Raw genomic sequence first — 13,873 nt, 5'->3', positions numbered from 1 at the left:
ATGTCGTTGTGTATGCCGCGGGTCTGTCCCTTGGCTGATGCCAATGCTACTCCTCTGCCAAACGGCGTCAACGTCGGCGGCGTCATGCGGGCCGGGTGTTCAGCCGAGGATCTGCAGCACCTGCGCGATGCGCTGCTGCACGGGGCCGGTCAGGACATGGAACGCTACGCCCTGCGCCGATAGCGCCTGCACGTAGGCGTCGTGCTGCGCCTGGCGGAAGGCTGCGTCGCGGCGGGTGCCATCCTGCACGAACGCGAAATCCGGTGCGCACAGGAACAGATGGGCGTAGCGACGTTGCGCCAACGCGTGCAGCGCCGGCTCGACGCGGCCGAACATCACCTCGCAGTACAGCTGCGTGGTCAGCGGCGTGGTGTCGCACACCAGCCAGCGGTTGGCCGTGGTCGACAGCGTTTCCTCGCGCGCCACCTGCACGCGTGCAATGTAGAGCAAGTCGTCATAGGTCAGCGCGCCGCCGCGCGCCTCCCAATGTTCGCGGCCGAACTCAGCGGCCCAGGTCGTCTGCAACCGGGTGGCCAGCGCGGCCGCCAACGTGGTCTTGCCGCTGGATTCGCCGCCGAGCAGGCCGATGCGCCCGACGAAATCGGCGTACACGCGGGGGTGCAGGAAGGCGTGCAGTGCATGTGGATCGCGCCGGAGCGCGGTGCCCGATACCGGTATCCTGCTGCGCGTGGGGTCCAGGCACACGTGCGCGACCGGCCACTGCACACCGGCCTGTGCACTGAAATGCTGCTGCAGGGCAGCGGCGAAACCCTCGCCGTAGTCTTCGCTGGTGAAGACCGCATCCACCCGACGCTCCCACAGCGCGGTGCATACCCAGGCCACGAACGTGCGCTGCGCCGTGTCGTCATCGCCGTTGTCCGGCAGCGGCCGTACCGGCACGCCGCGCTGCGCACAGAGCGCGGCCAGGCGCGCAGGGTGCAGTACCAGCCGCGTAACCTGCGGGTACAGCGCCTGCAGCCACGCGTCGCGTCGCGATGCATCGCAGCCGGGCAGCTCGGGCTGGCTCCAGCTCAGCAGCAACACCGTCTCGCACTGCGCCAGCGCGTGGTCGATCAACGCCTGGTGGCCCCGGTGCAGCGGGCTGAACTTGCCCACCACCAGGCCGGTGGCGAAGCGCTCAGCCATGCGTGGGCTCCGCCGCCACCGCGCCGGCAGCCGCGGCGCGCATCAGACGCCGCCAATGCCGCAGCGAGACCAGCGCGTTGATCCAGAACAGCACGTACAGCACGGCCGTCAGGTGCAGGCCGCGGCTGGCATACAGCGGGATGGCGATGCTGTTGACCAGCAGCCAGAACCACCACGCGTCCAGCTTGCGGCGCATCATCAACAGCTGCGCCACCACGCTCAGCACCAGGACGGCCGAATCCAGGAACGGCGCGTAGGCATCGGTCCAGGTGTGGAGCAGCAGGCCGTAGCCGACGCTGGCCAGCACTGCGGCCGGCAGCATCCAGCCCAGCGTGCGCACCTGCACGCGGGTGATCGGCAGCGCGTGCCCGTGGTCGCCGCGCAGCCATTGCCACCAGCCGATCACGCTGGTCAACACGAACACGCCCTGCAGCACCACGTCGGCGTACAGCCGGGCGTCGTGGAAGACCAGCGCGAACAGGGTGCAGCCGATGATGCCGGTCCACCAGGTATGCACGCTGTTGCGCCCAGCCAGCAGGATCGAGGCCGCCACGGTGAGGTTGGCGGTGATTTCCAGGGCGCTGGTCATGCCAGCGCGCCGGGCAGGTGGTGTGCAGGGTGGAGCGACGGCATGGGGGCGTCTTGGAAACCGGGGCCGCCAAGTTTACGTGGGACGAGCCACTGCATCCGCCGCGCCGCTGGCTGCGTATCTGCCCACGAACCCCACGTGGAGCCACGCATGCGCCGCCCCCCTCTGCCCCCGTTGCTGTTGCTGCTGCTGTGCCCGGTCCTGCCCGCTGCCGCCCAGCAGGTGCAGCGCCAGGAAGGCCGGGCCTTCGCGCCGGCCGATGGCCGCCTGCTGTACCGCGAGACGCACTGGTTGCAGGGCCCGCCCACGGCGCGCGCGCGGCTGGTGCTGTACCGCTGCGCCGATGGCCGGCCCTTCGCGCGCAAGTGGATGACCCCGCGGGGCAGCGCGCAGACGCCGGATTTCGCCTTCGAGGACGCGCGCAGCGGCTACCAGGAAGGCCTGCAGGGCAACGCCGCCACGCGCACCGTGTATGTGCGTGAAGACGCCCGCGCCGACCGGGTCAGCCGCACCATCGCGATTCCGCCGGACGCGGTGGTCGATGCCGGGTTCGACGCAGCCGTGCTTGGCCACTGGGACGCCCTGCAGGCCGGGCGCCCGGTGGCGTTCCAGTTCCTGCTGCCCAGCCGCCAGCGGCTGGTGCCGCTGAAGCTGCAGCGCGGCAGCGCGGTGACGTGGCAGGGCCAACCAGCCGAGCAGCTGCAGATGCGCCTGGATGCATGGTTCGGTTTCGCGGTGCCGGCGGTGAACCTGGTCTACGCACGCAACAACCCGCGCCTGCTGCAGTTCAGCGGCACCGGCAATGTGCGTGATGAACGCGGCCGCTACCCGCAGGTGCGGGTTGAATTCCCCGATGCGCCGGTCGCGGCGAGCGCCGCCGAACTGGCTGCGGCGCGGCAACAGCAGCTGGTGGCGGCATGCACCGGCTGAGGGCCCCCTTGCGCAGGCCCCGCGCAGCGACGACGATGCGGGCAGTCCCCCCGCCGACATTGAGCCTGCGATGCCTGAGCTGGACACTGCCGAATCCGGCGCCGCGCGGCGCCTCGACGAGCTGCTCGGCCGGGTCGCCGCTGGCGATCGCCAGGCGTTCGAGTCGGTCTACCAGCTGGCGTCGGGGCGCCTGTTCGCGATCTGCCTGCACGTACTGCGCGACCGCAGCGATGCCGAAGAGGTGCTGCAGGACGTCTTTACCCGCGTCTGGCACAAGGCTGCGCAGTTCGATCGTGCCAAGGCGGGGGCCATGACCTGGTTGTCGATGATGGCGCGCAACCGCGCGATCGATCGCCTGCGCGCGGCGCCACCGCGTCCGCTGGACGACCTGTCGGTAGCCGATGAAATCCCCGATTTCGCCCCGCAACCGGCGCAGGTGGCCGAACAGGCCTCCGATCGACAGCGCCTGGACGGCTGCCTGGACACGCTGGAGCCCCGCCGGCGCTCGCTGATCCAGCTGGCGTTCCTGGAGGGCGCCAGCTATGAGGAACTGGCGCGCCGGATCGGCTCGCCGCTGGGTTCGGTGAAGAGCTGGATCCGCCGCGGCCTGGGCCAACTGCGGGTGTGCCTGGAGCAATGAACCTCCGCGACCGCCACGATCTGCCTGACGACGGCCGGCCGCCCAGTGCCGACATCCTGGCCGGCGAGTACGTGTTGGGCGTGCTCGATGCGGGCCAGCGGGCGGACGTTGAGCGTCGCATCGCCAGCGATCCCGGTTTTGCCCGGCTGGTGACGCAGTGGGAACACCGCCTGGCCCCGATGCTGGACGCGATGGGCAGCGAAGCCGTCCCGGCGCATCTGTGGCCACGTATCCGCACCTCGCTGGGCTGGTCGTCGGTATCGACCCACGCACCGCGCGCGTGGCAGCGCACCGGCTTCTGGCAGGGCATGACCGCGCTGGCTGCGGTGGTGGCGCTGGTGGCGGTGTTCAGCCGCCGCGAGCTGGAGCCGGTGGCGCCGGCGCCGGTGACCACGCCGGTGGCGGTCACACCGACCGCGTCGCCGACGCCGGCCGAACCGGAGCAGGCGACCCGACCGGTCACCCCGTTGCTGCACGACGATGGCAGCCCCGGCTGGCTCGCGTCGGTGGACAAGTCGCAAGGCAAGGTCCTGATGGTGCCGGTGCCGACGGCGGCCGACGCGGCTGGACGCGCGCCCGAGCTGTGGTTGATTCCGGCTGGTGGCGCGCCGCGTTCGCTGGGCCTGGTGTCGATCAACCGCGCCCATACCGTGACGGTGCCCGACGCACTGCGTGATGCGCTGGTGAACGGGTCTGTGCTCGCGGTCACGCTGGAACCGGCCGGCGGCGCACCGCAGGGTGTCCCGACCGGGCCGATTGTTGCCAAGGGCGACATCGCGACGCTGTAAAGCACGTTTTATTTCCGGATTCGTGCATCCGGATGGCCCTGATTCCCGTATCTCCTGACAAGAACGCCAGGAGATGCGCGAAATGTCGGCCGGACCCGCCACTGCTGCAGCACGCAAGCCCCGTCGTGGCCCTTGGGCCACCGTGCGGCGCTGGTTCGATACCAGTGCCGACACGCCGGTGGCTGCCGATGCGGCCACGCGCGTGGACTGGCTGCGCGCCATCCCCTTCGCCGCGATGCACCTGGCCTGCTTCGCCGTGATCTGGGTGGGGGTGTCGTGGGTCGCGGTGGGCGTGGCCGTGGCGCTGTACGCAGTGCGCATGTTTGCGATCACCGCCTTCTACCACCGCTACTTCTCGCACCGCACCTTCCGGACCTCGCGCGCGGTGCAGTTCGTCTTCGCGCTGATCGGCGCGTCCAGCGTGCAGCGCGGGCCATTGTGGTGGGCCGCGCACCATCGCAATCACCATCGCCACACCGATACCGCCGCCGATCCGCATTCGCCCGGCGTGCATGGCTTCTGGTGGAGCCACATGGGCTGGTTCCTCACCACCGAGGGCTTCCGCACCGACTGGGACCGCATCCCGGACCTGGCCAGGTACCCCGAGCTGCGCTGGCTGGACCGCTTCGACACGCTGGTGCCGATCGCGCTGGCCGCCGCGCTGTTCGGCCTGGGCGCACTGCTCGAACGCATCGCTCCGTCCTGGGGCACCAGCGGCGGGCAGATGCTGGTGTGGGGCTTCTTCATCTCCACCGTGGTGTTGTTCCACGCCACGGTCACCATCAATTCGCTGGCGCACCGCTTCGGCCGCCAGCGCTTCGCCACCGGCGATGACAGCCGCAACAACCTGTGGCTGGCGCTGCTCACCTTCGGCGAAGGCTGGCACAACAACCACCACTTTTTCCCGGGCACCGCGCGCCAGGGCTTTTACTGGTGGGAAGTGGACCTCACCTGGTACGGCCTGCGCCTGATGGCGGCGCTGCGCCTGGTGAGCGACCTCAAACCGGTGCCGGCCTGGGTGCTGGCCAAGGCGGAGCACTGACATGCGTATCGCCGTGATCGGATCGGGCATCGCCGGCCTGGCCAGCGCCTGGTGGCTGGGCCAGCAGCACGAAGTGACCCTGTTCGAGGCCAATGACTACCTCGGCGGCCACACCCACACCCACCAGGTGCACGTGGATGGCGCCAGCCACGCGGTGGACACCGGCTTCATCGTGTTCAACCCGCTGCACTACCCGCTGCTCACCGCGCTGTTCGACGAACTCAACGTCGCCTCGCAGCCGACCACCATGAGTTTCTCGGTGCACAGCGAGCGCAGCGGGCGCGAGTACAACGCAACCTCGCTCGATGGCCTGTTCTGCCAGCGTCGCAACCTGGTCTCGCCACGCTTCTGGGGCATGCTGGCCGACCTGCGCCGCTTTTACCGCGAGGCCCCGGCGCTGCTGCAGGGCGACGATGAAGGCCCTTCACTGGGCGACTACCTTGCCGCCGGCAAGTATGGCCGCACCTTCATCGATGAGCACCTGTTGCCGATGGCCTCGGCGCTGTGGTCCTCCCCTACCGCCAGCCTGACCGCGTTCCCGGCGCGCTACCTGGTGCAGTTCATGGCCAACCACCAGATGCTGCAGGTGAGCGGCCGCGCGCCGTGGCGGGTGGTGCAGGGGGGCTCGGCACGCTACGTGGAGGCCATGCGCCGGCGCTGGCAGGTGCGTGAGCGGCTGGACTGCCGGGTGTTCGGCGTCGAGCGCCACGAACACGGCGTGCGCGTGCACAGCGCCGCCGGCCTGGAAGGCTTCGACCAGATGGTGCTGGCCTGCCACAGCGACCAGGCCCTGGCGCTGTTGTCCGATGCCGACCCGGCCGAGCGCAGCGTGCTCGGCGCCATCCGCTACCAGCCCAACGAGGTGGTGCTGCACACCGATGCGCGCCTGCTGCCACGCAACCGCAAGGCCTGGGCGGCCTGGAACGCGCACGTGCCGGCCGCGCCGATGGCACCCTGCACGGTGAGCTATCTGATGAACCAGCTGCAGGGCATCGACACGCCCACGCCGCTGGTGGTCACCTTGAACCGCACCGACGCGATCGATCCGGACAGGGTTCTGCGCCGCCTGCAGTACGCCCACCCCGTGCATGACCACGCGATGGTGCGCGCGCAACAACGCTGGGCCGAGATCCAGGGCCGTCGCCGCACCTGGTTCGCCGGTGCGTACTGGGGCTGGGGTTTCCACGAAGACGGCATCCGCAGCGCGCGACGCGTAGTGGATGCGTTGCAGGCACTGGATGCCGACGCGTACTGGCCGCTGGCACAGGCGCAGCCGGCATGAGTGCCAGCGCGCTCTACCGCGGCCGCATGCGCCACCGCCGGCATGCCCCCCACCCGCACGCGTTCGGCTATCCGGTGGCGCAGCTGCTGCTCGACCTGGACGAGCTGGACACGGTGTTCCGGCGGCGTTGGCTGTGGTCGGTGGGGCGCCGCAACCTGGCCGAGTTCCGCCGCAGCGACTACCTCGGCGACCCCGCCCAGCCGCTCGCCGACGCGGTGCGCGCGCGCATCACCGACGCGCTGGGCCGCGCGCCGCAGGGCCCGATCCGCCTGCTCACCCACCTGCGCTATGCCGGCCATGCTTTCAACCCGGTCAGCTTCTACTACTGCTATGCGGCCGATGGCAGCACCCTGGACTGCATCGTCGCCGAGATCACCAACACGCCCTGGAAGGAACGCCACGCCTACGTGCTGCCGGTGGCCGCGGCCGATGCCAACGGCCGCGCGCTGGCGTGGGAGTTCGACAAGCAGTTCCACGTCTCCCCGTTCATGCCGATGGACTGCCGCTACCGCTGGCGCTTCACCGCGCCCGGGCAGGACCTGCACGTGCACATGCAGGTCTGGCGCGGCGGCGAGCGCCAGTTCGACGCCGACCTGATGCTGCAACGCCATCCCATCACCGCGCGCGGGCTGGCCGGCGTGCTGCTGCGCTTTCCGCTGATGACCCTGCAGGTGGTAGCCGCCATCCATTGGCAGGCACTGCGCCTGTGGCTCAAGCGCAACCCCGTCCACGACCACCCTTCGCTTGCTGGAAAACGCCCATGAACGACATGACCCGGCCGGTTGCCGTGCCCCTGCCCAGTGCGCTGGAGCGCTTCCTGCGCGCGCGCCTGCTTGCCCAGCTTGCGCCGCTGCACGGTGGCTGCCTGCAGTTGCGCGATGCCGGCGGTGACGTGCTGCTGGGCGATCCTGCCGCCGCACTGAAGGTGACGGTGTGGGTGGACGACCCGGCCTTCTACCGCGCCGTGGCCGCCCAGGGCAGCGTCGGTGCCGGCGAGTCCTACATCCGCGGCGAGTGGCGCTGCAGCGACCTGGTCGCGCTGGTGCAGCTGCTGGTGCGCAACCGCGACCTGCTAGACGGCATGGAGCGTGGCGTGGCGCGTGTCGGTGGGTGGCTGCTGAAGGGCTGGAACCGGCTGCGCCGCAACACCCGCGAGGGCAGTCGCCGCAACATCGCCGCGCACTACGACCTGGGCAATCCGTTCTTCTCGTTGTTCCTGTCCAGCGACCTGATGTATTCCTCGGCGTTGTATGCCGCGCCCACCGACCCGCTGGAGGTCGCTTCGCGGCGCAAGCTGGCGCGCATCTGCGAGGAATTGCAGCTCACTGCCGACGACCACGTGGTCGAGATCGGTACCGGCTGGGGCGGCTTCGCGTTGTATGCCGCCGGCGAGATCGGCTGCCGCGTCACCACCACCACCATCTCGGTGGAGCAGTACACGTTGGCCAAACAGCGGGTCGACGCGGCCGGCCTGCAGGACAAAGTAACCCTGCTGCTGAAGGACTACCGCGACCTGGAGGGCCAATACGACAAGCTGGTCTCCATCGAGATGATCGAGGCGATCGGCGCGCAGTACCTCGACACTTACTTCGACACGCTCACCCGCCTGCTCAAGCCGGATGGCCTGGCGCTGCTGCAGGCGATCACCATCGAAGACCAGCGCTACGAACAGGCGCGGCGCAGCGTGGACTACATCAAGCGCTTCGTGTTCCCCGGCAGCTTCATTCCCTCGATCAACGCGATCATCGCCGCCAAGACCCGCAGCAGCGACCTGCAGCTGATCGGCCAGCACGACTTCGGCACTTCCTACGCGCTCACCCTGCGCGCCTGGCGGCAGCGCTTCCTGGCGCAGCTGCCGGCGGTGCGCGCACAGGGCTTCGACGAGCGCTTCATCCGCATGTGGGAGTTCTACCTGGCGTACTGCGAAGGCGGCTTCCTGGAGCGCTCGATCGGGGTCTCGCACCTGCTGATGGCGCGGCCGGACTATCGGCCGTCCCTGCTGCAGCAGGCCACCTGAGATGCTGCGCTTCTGGGCCAACGTCATCGGCAACCAGGGGGTCTGGCTGTGCGCGGTGATCGGGGCCGGGCACGGCCTGCGCTGGCCGGCGCTGCTGGCAGCCGCGGTGTACGTGGGCAGCCAGCTGGCGCTGTCGCCGCAGCCGGGCGTGGAGCTCCGCCTGCTCGGCGTGGCGCTGCTGTGCGGGCTGCTGGTCGATGGGGTGGCCGCCGGCTCGGGCTGGGTGCAGTACGCCGCCGGCAACGACCCGGCCTGGCTGGCACCGGTGTGGATCCTGGCGCTGTGGGCCGCGTTCGCGATGACCCTCACGGTGTCCTTCGCGGTATTGCAGCGGCACCTGCGCATCGCCGCCCTGGTCGGGCTGCTGCTGGCACCACTGGCGTACCTGTCGGCCGCGCGTGGCTGGTCGTCGGTGAGCTTCACCGAACCGCGTTGGCAGGGCGTGGCCCTGCTCGGTATCGGCTGGTCGATGGCGTTGCCGCTGCTCGCGGCCTGCGCCCGTCACTGGCAGCGCACGCCGCTGCACCCCCTTGCGGATCGATCGGGAGAACACGCATGAAGTTGTTGTGGTGGGTGTGGCTGTATGCCGCGGTGATCATGACCTGGGGGTGGTGGTGGCAGCGCCGCCACCAGAACATCGGCGTGGTCGACGTGCTCTGGGCCAAGGGCGTGGGCGCCTCGGCGCTGCTGCTGGCCCTGCTCGGCGACGGTGCCGCCGCGCCGCGCACAGCCCTGGCCGTGCTGGGTGGGCTGTGGGGATCGCGGCTGGCCCTGCACCTGTGGCACCGCGTGCGCAGCGAACCGGAAGACGGGCGCTACCAGCACCTGCGCGCGCACTGGAACGGGCACCAGGGCAAGATTTTCGGCTTCTTCCAGTTCCAGGCGCTGCTGATCGTGCTGTTCGCCCTGCCGTTCGTGGCGGTCGCGCACAACCCGCAGCGCGACGGGATCGGCTGGATCGTCGGCGCGGTGGCGGTATGGCTGCTCAGCGTCGGCGGTGAAGCCGTCGCCGACCGCCAGCTGGCGCGTTTCCGTGCCGATCCGGCCAACAAGGGCAAGACCTGCCGCGCCGGCCTGTGGCGCTACTCGCGGCATCCCAACTACTTCTTCGAATGGCTGCACTGGTTCACCTACGTGCTGCTGGCGGTGCAGTCGCCGCTGTGGTGGCTGGCCTGGTCCGGCCCGCTGGTGATGTACGTGTTCCTGCGCTGGGTGAGCGGCATTCCGTTCACCGAGGCACAGGCGCTGCGCACCCGTGGCGAGGACTACCGCGATTACCAGCGCACCACGCCGATGTTGTTCCCCTGGTTTCCCACCCGTACCCCGCATTCCCCCAAGGAGCCGTCCCCGTGAACGCCGCCAGTGACTCCCTGCCCGCGCCCGACTACGCCGCGGGCCTGACCGGCCTGGCCGAGCGCGGGGTCCTCCCCGACGCGCTGCTTCGCCTGGGCATCCGCCGCCAATGCGAACAGCGCCTGCGCGAGGAGATGGCCGGTGGCCAGCAGGCGCAGTCGCAACGCTTCGCCGAGCGTATCGCCGGGCTGTCGCGCAGCGCGGTGGCCCTGCATGTGGATGCCGCCAACCGCCAGCACTACGAGGTGCCGGCGCGCTTCTTCGAGCTGTGCCTGGGCAAGCGCCTGAAGTACAGCAGCTGCTACTACCCCACCGGCAGCGAGAGCCTGGACCAGGCAGAAGACGCGATGCTGGCGCTGTACGGGCAACGTGCGGAACTGGCCGATGGCCAGTACATCCTGGAACTCGGCTGTGGCTGGGGCTCGCTCACCCTGTGGATGGCCGAGCGCTACCCGAACGCGCGCATCACCGCCGTATCCAACTCCAACAGCCAGCGCGAGCACATCCTGGCGCAGTGCCGCCTGCGCGGCCTGGACAACGTCAATGTGCTCACCCGCGACGTCAACCACCTGGTGCTCGATGCCGGCACGTTCGACCGCTGCGTGTCGATCGAGATGTTCGAGCACATGCGCAACTACCAGCAGCTGCTGCAGCGCATCCACGGCTGGCTGCGCCCGGAAGGCAAGCTGTTCGTGCATATCTTCGTGCACCGCACGCTGATGTACCCGTTCGAGACCGAGGGCGAGGACAACTGGATGGGTCGCCACTTCTTCACCGGTGGCCTGATGCCTGCCGCCGACACCCTGCTGTGCTTCCAGCAGCACCTGCAGCTGCAGCAGCGCTGGCTGCTGGACGGCACCCACTACGAGCGCACCGCCAACCACTGGCTGGCCAACCAGGACCGGCACCACGATGCGGTGCTGGAGATCATGGGCCAGTGCTACGGCGCCCCGTCGGCGGCGCTGTGGGCGCAACGCTGGCGCATGTTCTGGATGGCCTGCGCCGAGCTGTTCGGCTACCAGAACGGCCAGCAATGGCAGGTGGCCCACTACCTGTTCGCCCGCCCGTGATCGCACCCCCCGCCATGAGGATCCTGCCATGTCCGTCCGCGCCATCGTTCCACTGCTGCTGGCCAGCCTGATGCTGGGCTGCGGCAGCAATTCCCGTCCGATTCCCCCGGTCGCCGAGGTCGACGTGCCGCGCTTCATGGGCGACTGGTACGTGATCGCCCACATCCCCAGCCGACCCGAGCGCGAGGCGTTCGATGCGGTGGAGTCCTACGCGCTGCGCCCGGACGGTCGCATCCAGACCACCTTCCGCTACCGCAAGGGCAGCTTCGAGGCGCCGGTCAAGACCATGCATCCGGTCGGCACCGTCAAGCCGGGCACGAACGGGGCCGAGTGGGGCATGCAGTTCATCTGGCCGATCAAGGCCGAGTACGTGATCGTGTACCTGGATGCGGACTACCAGCAGACCATCGTCGGGCGCAGCAAGCGCGACTATGTGTGGCTGATGTCGCGCACGCCGAAGATGTCCGACGCGGACTACAACAAGGCCACCGCCCGTATCGCCGCGCTCGGCTATGACCTGTCCAAGCTGCGGCGCGTGCCGCAGTCCGGCGGGGTGAAGCAGCCGTAACTGCGGCGCGGTTCTCAGGCCCTGAGAAGCCGGTCGGCGATACTGTCCCCCTGGCCCCGCCTGTACATCCCGTCACCGTGCGGGCACACGCGGGCGCCACACTGCAGCAGCACGGAGGCGCCGAAGGCCCACGGACGGGGGCATGCGCGGGCAGGGCGCGCGGTGGGTGGACAGAGGGCGCGACGTGGCGGACAAGTACTGCGATCTGGTCATGAAGGGCGGCATCACCAGCGGCATCGTGTATCCCAACGCGGTGCTGTCGCTGGCCCGCCAGTACCGCTTCAAAAGCATCGGCGGCACCTCGGCCGGGGCGATCGCCGCGGCGGTCGCGGCGGCGGCGGCACTGGGCGACCGCCGCCGCTACAGTGGCCAGCCGGTCGCCGGCCAGGTCGGCTTCCCGGGGCTGGCGGCGGTGTCGGCGCAGCTGTCCACGCGTGGGTTCATCTACAGCCTGTTCCAGCCGGCGTATGGTGCGCGCACGGCCTACCGGCTGCTGGTCATGCTCACCGGCAAGGCGGGCCTCTCGCGCAAGCTGGCCTGCCTGCTCGCGGCCGTGTTCGCGATCGCGCCCCTGGAACTGCTGGGCACGCTGCTCGGGCTGCTCGGCATCGGTTGGCTGGCCGGTGGGATCGACGGCGTGTGGGCCACGCTGCTGCCGTCGCTGCTGTGCGCCTACGGTGCCGGCGTGCTGGCGGCCGCGCTGCGGGTGGCACGGGTAGCACGGCGCAACCTGTTGGGGCTGTGCAATGGCAGCACCCAGGCCGACGCTTCGGTGCCGGCCCTGACCGACTGGCTGCACGAGCGCCTGCAGATGCTCTCGGGCAAGCCGCTGGATGAACCGCTCACCTTCGGCGACCTGCACCAGGCGCCGCGCTACGCCGGCGAGCCGGCCGGTCCGCACGCGATCACCCTGCAGATGATCACCACCTGCATTTCGCATACCGAGCCGCGCACGCTGCCCTTCAGTGGCGCCCAGTTCTGGTTCCTGCGCGAAGAATTCGCCCAGCTGTTCCCGGCCAGCGTGGTGGCGTGGCTGGTGGCCCGTGCCGGTGCCGCCGTGCATGTCGATGGCCGCGACTATTACCGCCTGGTCGATGGCGACCAGTTGCCGGTGCTGGTCGCCACGCGCATGAGCCTGAGCTTCCCGATGTTGATCAGCGCCGTGCCGCTGCACGAGCCGGCACGCCGTGAACGTCGCTGCGAGCCGCAGGCCGACGCTGCCTCCGCGCCGCACAATCCGCATGTCGCCGAGAGCATGGAAGGCTTGACCAGCGGTGGGCAGGCCTGTGGCTCGGCCATCACCGCCTTCCGCGTGTGCTGGTTCTCCGATGGCGGCATCAGCAGCAATTTCCCGATCCACCTGTTCGATGCCGCGCTGCCGCGCTGGCCGACGTTCGGCATCAACCTGGTCTACCCGCGGCATGCCGATGCGGTCAGCGTGCTGGCCAGCGACGCGCAGGACGAGCACGCGCAGATCGACCATGCCGTGTTCCTGCCCACCGAGAACCGCCAGGGCTGGCAGCGCAGTTACCATGCCATCGCCCGGCCGCTGGCCGCCGCGGAGATGTCCGGGTTCCTGTTCTCCATCGTCACCACCATGCAGAACTGGCGCGACGTGCTGCAGGCGCGCGCACCGGGCTATCGCGACCGCATCGTGCACGTCTCGCTGCAGGGCGACGAGGGCGGCATGAACCTGGACATGCCGCAGGAGGTGCTGGGCCGCATTGCCGCCAAGGGCAGCGTGGCCGGCGAGCGCTTCTGCAGCTTCTCCTTCCACAACCATTACTGGATCCGCTGGCGCAACCTGGCCTCGGCGTACCAGCGCTACACGCTGGAAATCGCGCGTACCGATGATCCGGCCCAGCGCGTGGCGGCCTGGACCGATGCCTACCAGAGCGTGGCAACCGGCGAACCGCCCCCGCCGTCCTATCGGCTGGGCTCGGAGGACAAGCGGCGCGAATCGCAGCGGTTGTGGCGGCACATGGTCGAGCAGGGCCAGCACTGGGAAGACCTCGGCCCCGACCTCACCGACGGCGCGCCGCGCCCGCTTCCGCAGATGAAGGTCACGCCGATGTATTGAGCCGGGACAGGGCGCTTCCCGATCCGGTGAAACCGACCGGTGGCCGCCAGCGCCGGTAGAGCCGACCGTTGGTCGGCTGCTCTTCGCACCGGGGGGCGACCCTTCCCGGCCTCGGATGGAAGTCGACCAACGGTCGACTCTACGGCGGGTTGAACCTGTCCGGCGCCGGTAGAGCCGACCGTTGGTCGGCTGCTCTTCGCCCCGGGGGGCGAACCTCTCGGGCGTCGGATGGAAGTCGACCAACGGTCGACTCTACCCGCGGCCGGGCAGCTGCGCGAAGGCGCGCTGCATGCAATCTTCGCGCGGGCACACCCGGCAGCCGGCACGACCGGTTTATGCTCCCCGGCCCCCGCGCTTACCAGGATGGA

At 69.7% G+C, this 13,873-nt stretch carries 14 protein-coding genes; 12 read left to right on the top strand and 2 right to left on the bottom strand.

Going from position 1 to position 13,873, the window contains the following annotated elements:
- Nucleotides 1–99 precede the first annotated feature (99 nt).
- Nucleotides 100–1,146, bottom strand: a complete 1,047-nt coding sequence (locus AC06FD_RS11335; protein ID WP_478077845.1) for an AAA family ATPase — start codon at nucleotides 1,144–1,146, stop codon at nucleotides 100–102.
- On the bottom strand, nucleotides 1,139–1,735 hold the full coding sequence (pnuC, locus tag AC06FD_RS11330) for a nicotinamide riboside transporter PnuC (protein WP_478077844.1): 597 nt from the start codon (nucleotides 1,733–1,735) through the stop codon (nucleotides 1,139–1,141). Before pnuC ends, AC06FD_RS11335 begins: the two co-directional genes overlap by 8 nt.
- Nucleotides 1,736–1,885: 150 nt before the next feature.
- Between pnuC and AC06FD_RS11325 the strand changes: the two genes are divergently transcribed.
- From AC06FD_RS11325 to AC06FD_RS11270, 12 genes are all read left to right on the top strand, one after another.
- A complete protein-coding gene (locus AC06FD_RS11325) occupies nucleotides 1,886–2,665 on the top strand; it encodes a hypothetical protein (RefSeq protein WP_478077843.1) in 780 nt (259 codons plus the stop codon).
- 70 nt (nucleotides 2,666–2,735) lie between these two features.
- Nucleotides 2,736–3,305 (top strand): sigma-70 family RNA polymerase sigma factor, encoded by a 570-nt coding sequence (locus tag AC06FD_RS11320; RefSeq protein WP_259206758.1) that lies wholly within the window; start codon nucleotides 2,736–2,738, stop codon nucleotides 3,303–3,305.
- Nucleotides 3,302–4,093 (top strand): anti-sigma factor, encoded by a 792-nt coding sequence (locus AC06FD_RS11315; protein WP_478077842.1) that lies wholly within the window; start codon nucleotides 3,302–3,304, stop codon nucleotides 4,091–4,093. The genes AC06FD_RS11320 and AC06FD_RS11315 overlap by 4 nt, the downstream gene beginning before the upstream one ends.
- Nucleotides 4,094–4,175: 82 nt before the next feature.
- The gene (locus AC06FD_RS11310; RefSeq protein ID WP_478077841.1) at nucleotides 4,176–5,135 is read left to right on the top strand and encodes an acyl-CoA desaturase; all 960 of its coding nucleotides are present in this window, start codon (nucleotides 4,176–4,178) and stop codon (nucleotides 5,133–5,135) included.
- A gap of 1 nt (nucleotide 5,136) precedes the next feature.
- Complete coding sequence (locus AC06FD_RS11305; RefSeq protein ID WP_478077840.1) at nucleotides 5,137–6,417, top strand: NAD(P)/FAD-dependent oxidoreductase; 1,281 nt, start codon at nucleotides 5,137–5,139, stop codon at nucleotides 6,415–6,417.
- Nucleotides 6,414–7,181 (top strand): DUF1365 domain-containing protein, encoded by a 768-nt coding sequence (locus tag AC06FD_RS11300; RefSeq protein ID WP_259206755.1) that lies wholly within the window; start codon nucleotides 6,414–6,416, stop codon nucleotides 7,179–7,181. The genes AC06FD_RS11305 and AC06FD_RS11300 overlap by 4 nt, the downstream gene beginning before the upstream one ends.
- Nucleotides 7,178–8,434: a class I SAM-dependent methyltransferase gene (locus AC06FD_RS11295; protein WP_394162855.1), complete on the top strand. Its 1,257-nt coding sequence runs from the start codon at nucleotides 7,178–7,180 to the stop codon at nucleotides 8,432–8,434. The genes AC06FD_RS11300 and AC06FD_RS11295 overlap by 4 nt, the downstream gene beginning before the upstream one ends.
- 1 nt (nucleotide 8,435) lies before the next feature.
- Nucleotides 8,436–8,993 (top strand): DUF2878 domain-containing protein, encoded by a 558-nt coding sequence (locus tag AC06FD_RS11290; protein WP_449335980.1) that lies wholly within the window; start codon nucleotides 8,436–8,438, stop codon nucleotides 8,991–8,993.
- The gene (locus tag AC06FD_RS11285) at nucleotides 8,990–9,787 is read left to right on the top strand and encodes a DUF1295 domain-containing protein (RefSeq protein WP_478077839.1); all 798 of its coding nucleotides are present in this window, start codon (nucleotides 8,990–8,992) and stop codon (nucleotides 9,785–9,787) included. The genes AC06FD_RS11290 and AC06FD_RS11285 overlap by 4 nt, the downstream gene beginning before the upstream one ends.
- Nucleotides 9,784–10,857 carry a cyclopropane-fatty-acyl-phospholipid synthase family protein gene (locus tag AC06FD_RS11280; protein WP_259206749.1) on the top strand — a complete coding sequence of 358 codons (1,074 nt, stop codon included), beginning with the start codon at nucleotides 9,784–9,786 and terminating at the stop codon, nucleotides 10,855–10,857. The genes AC06FD_RS11285 and AC06FD_RS11280 overlap by 4 nt, the downstream gene beginning before the upstream one ends.
- A 28-nt stretch (nucleotides 10,858–10,885) precedes the next feature.
- Nucleotides 10,886–11,425 carry a lipocalin family protein gene (locus AC06FD_RS11275; RefSeq protein WP_259206747.1) on the top strand — a complete coding sequence of 180 codons (540 nt, stop codon included), beginning with the start codon at nucleotides 10,886–10,888 and terminating at the stop codon, nucleotides 11,423–11,425.
- Between the two features lie 142 nt (nucleotides 11,426–11,567).
- Complete coding sequence (locus tag AC06FD_RS11270) at nucleotides 11,568–13,505, top strand: RpoH suppressor (RefSeq protein WP_478077838.1); 1,938 nt, start codon at nucleotides 11,568–11,570, stop codon at nucleotides 13,503–13,505.
- The last annotated feature ends 368 nt before the right edge of the window (nucleotides 13,506–13,873 follow it).

Source organism: Stenotrophomonas sp. Steno-Z1, from assembly GCF_056393175.1.
Note: the sequence above shows the minus strand (reverse complement) of the source record. Positions and strands in the feature narration are given on the sequence as shown.

What these genes read in the sequence shown, in the direction of transcription:
- AC06FD_RS11335 (WP_478077845.1), bottom strand. Translation starts at nt 1,146, where the DNA reads ATGGCTGAGCGCTTCGCCACCGGCCTGGTGGTGGGCAAGTTCAGCCCG.
- pnuC (WP_478077844.1), bottom strand. Translation starts at nt 1,735, where the DNA reads ATGACCAGCGCCCTGGAAATCACCGCCAACCTCACCGTGGCGGCCTCG.
- AC06FD_RS11325 (WP_478077843.1), top strand. Translation starts at nt 1,886, where the DNA reads ATGCGCCGCCCCCCTCTGCCCCCGTTGCTGTTGCTGCTGCTGTGCCCG.
- AC06FD_RS11320 (WP_259206758.1), top strand. Translation starts at nt 2,736, where the DNA reads ATGCCTGAGCTGGACACTGCCGAATCCGGCGCCGCGCGGCGCCTCGAC.
- AC06FD_RS11315 (WP_478077842.1), top strand. Translation starts at nt 3,302, where the DNA reads ATGAACCTCCGCGACCGCCACGATCTGCCTGACGACGGCCGGCCGCCC.
- AC06FD_RS11310 (WP_478077841.1), top strand. Translation starts at nt 4,176, where the DNA reads ATGTCGGCCGGACCCGCCACTGCTGCAGCACGCAAGCCCCGTCGTGGC.
- AC06FD_RS11305 (WP_478077840.1), top strand. Translation starts at nt 5,137, where the DNA reads ATGCGTATCGCCGTGATCGGATCGGGCATCGCCGGCCTGGCCAGCGCC.
- AC06FD_RS11300 (WP_259206755.1), top strand. Translation starts at nt 6,414, where the DNA reads ATGAGTGCCAGCGCGCTCTACCGCGGCCGCATGCGCCACCGCCGGCAT.
- AC06FD_RS11295 (WP_394162855.1), top strand. Translation starts at nt 7,178, where the DNA reads ATGAACGACATGACCCGGCCGGTTGCCGTGCCCCTGCCCAGTGCGCTG.
- AC06FD_RS11290 (WP_449335980.1), top strand. Translation starts at nt 8,436, where the DNA reads ATGCTGCGCTTCTGGGCCAACGTCATCGGCAACCAGGGGGTCTGGCTG.
- AC06FD_RS11285 (WP_478077839.1), top strand. Translation starts at nt 8,990, where the DNA reads ATGAAGTTGTTGTGGTGGGTGTGGCTGTATGCCGCGGTGATCATGACC.
- AC06FD_RS11275 (WP_259206747.1), top strand. Translation starts at nt 10,886, where the DNA reads ATGTCCGTCCGCGCCATCGTTCCACTGCTGCTGGCCAGCCTGATGCTG.
- AC06FD_RS11270 (WP_478077838.1), top strand. Translation starts at nt 11,568, where the DNA reads ATGCGCGGGCAGGGCGCGCGGTGGGTGGACAGAGGGCGCGACGTGGCG.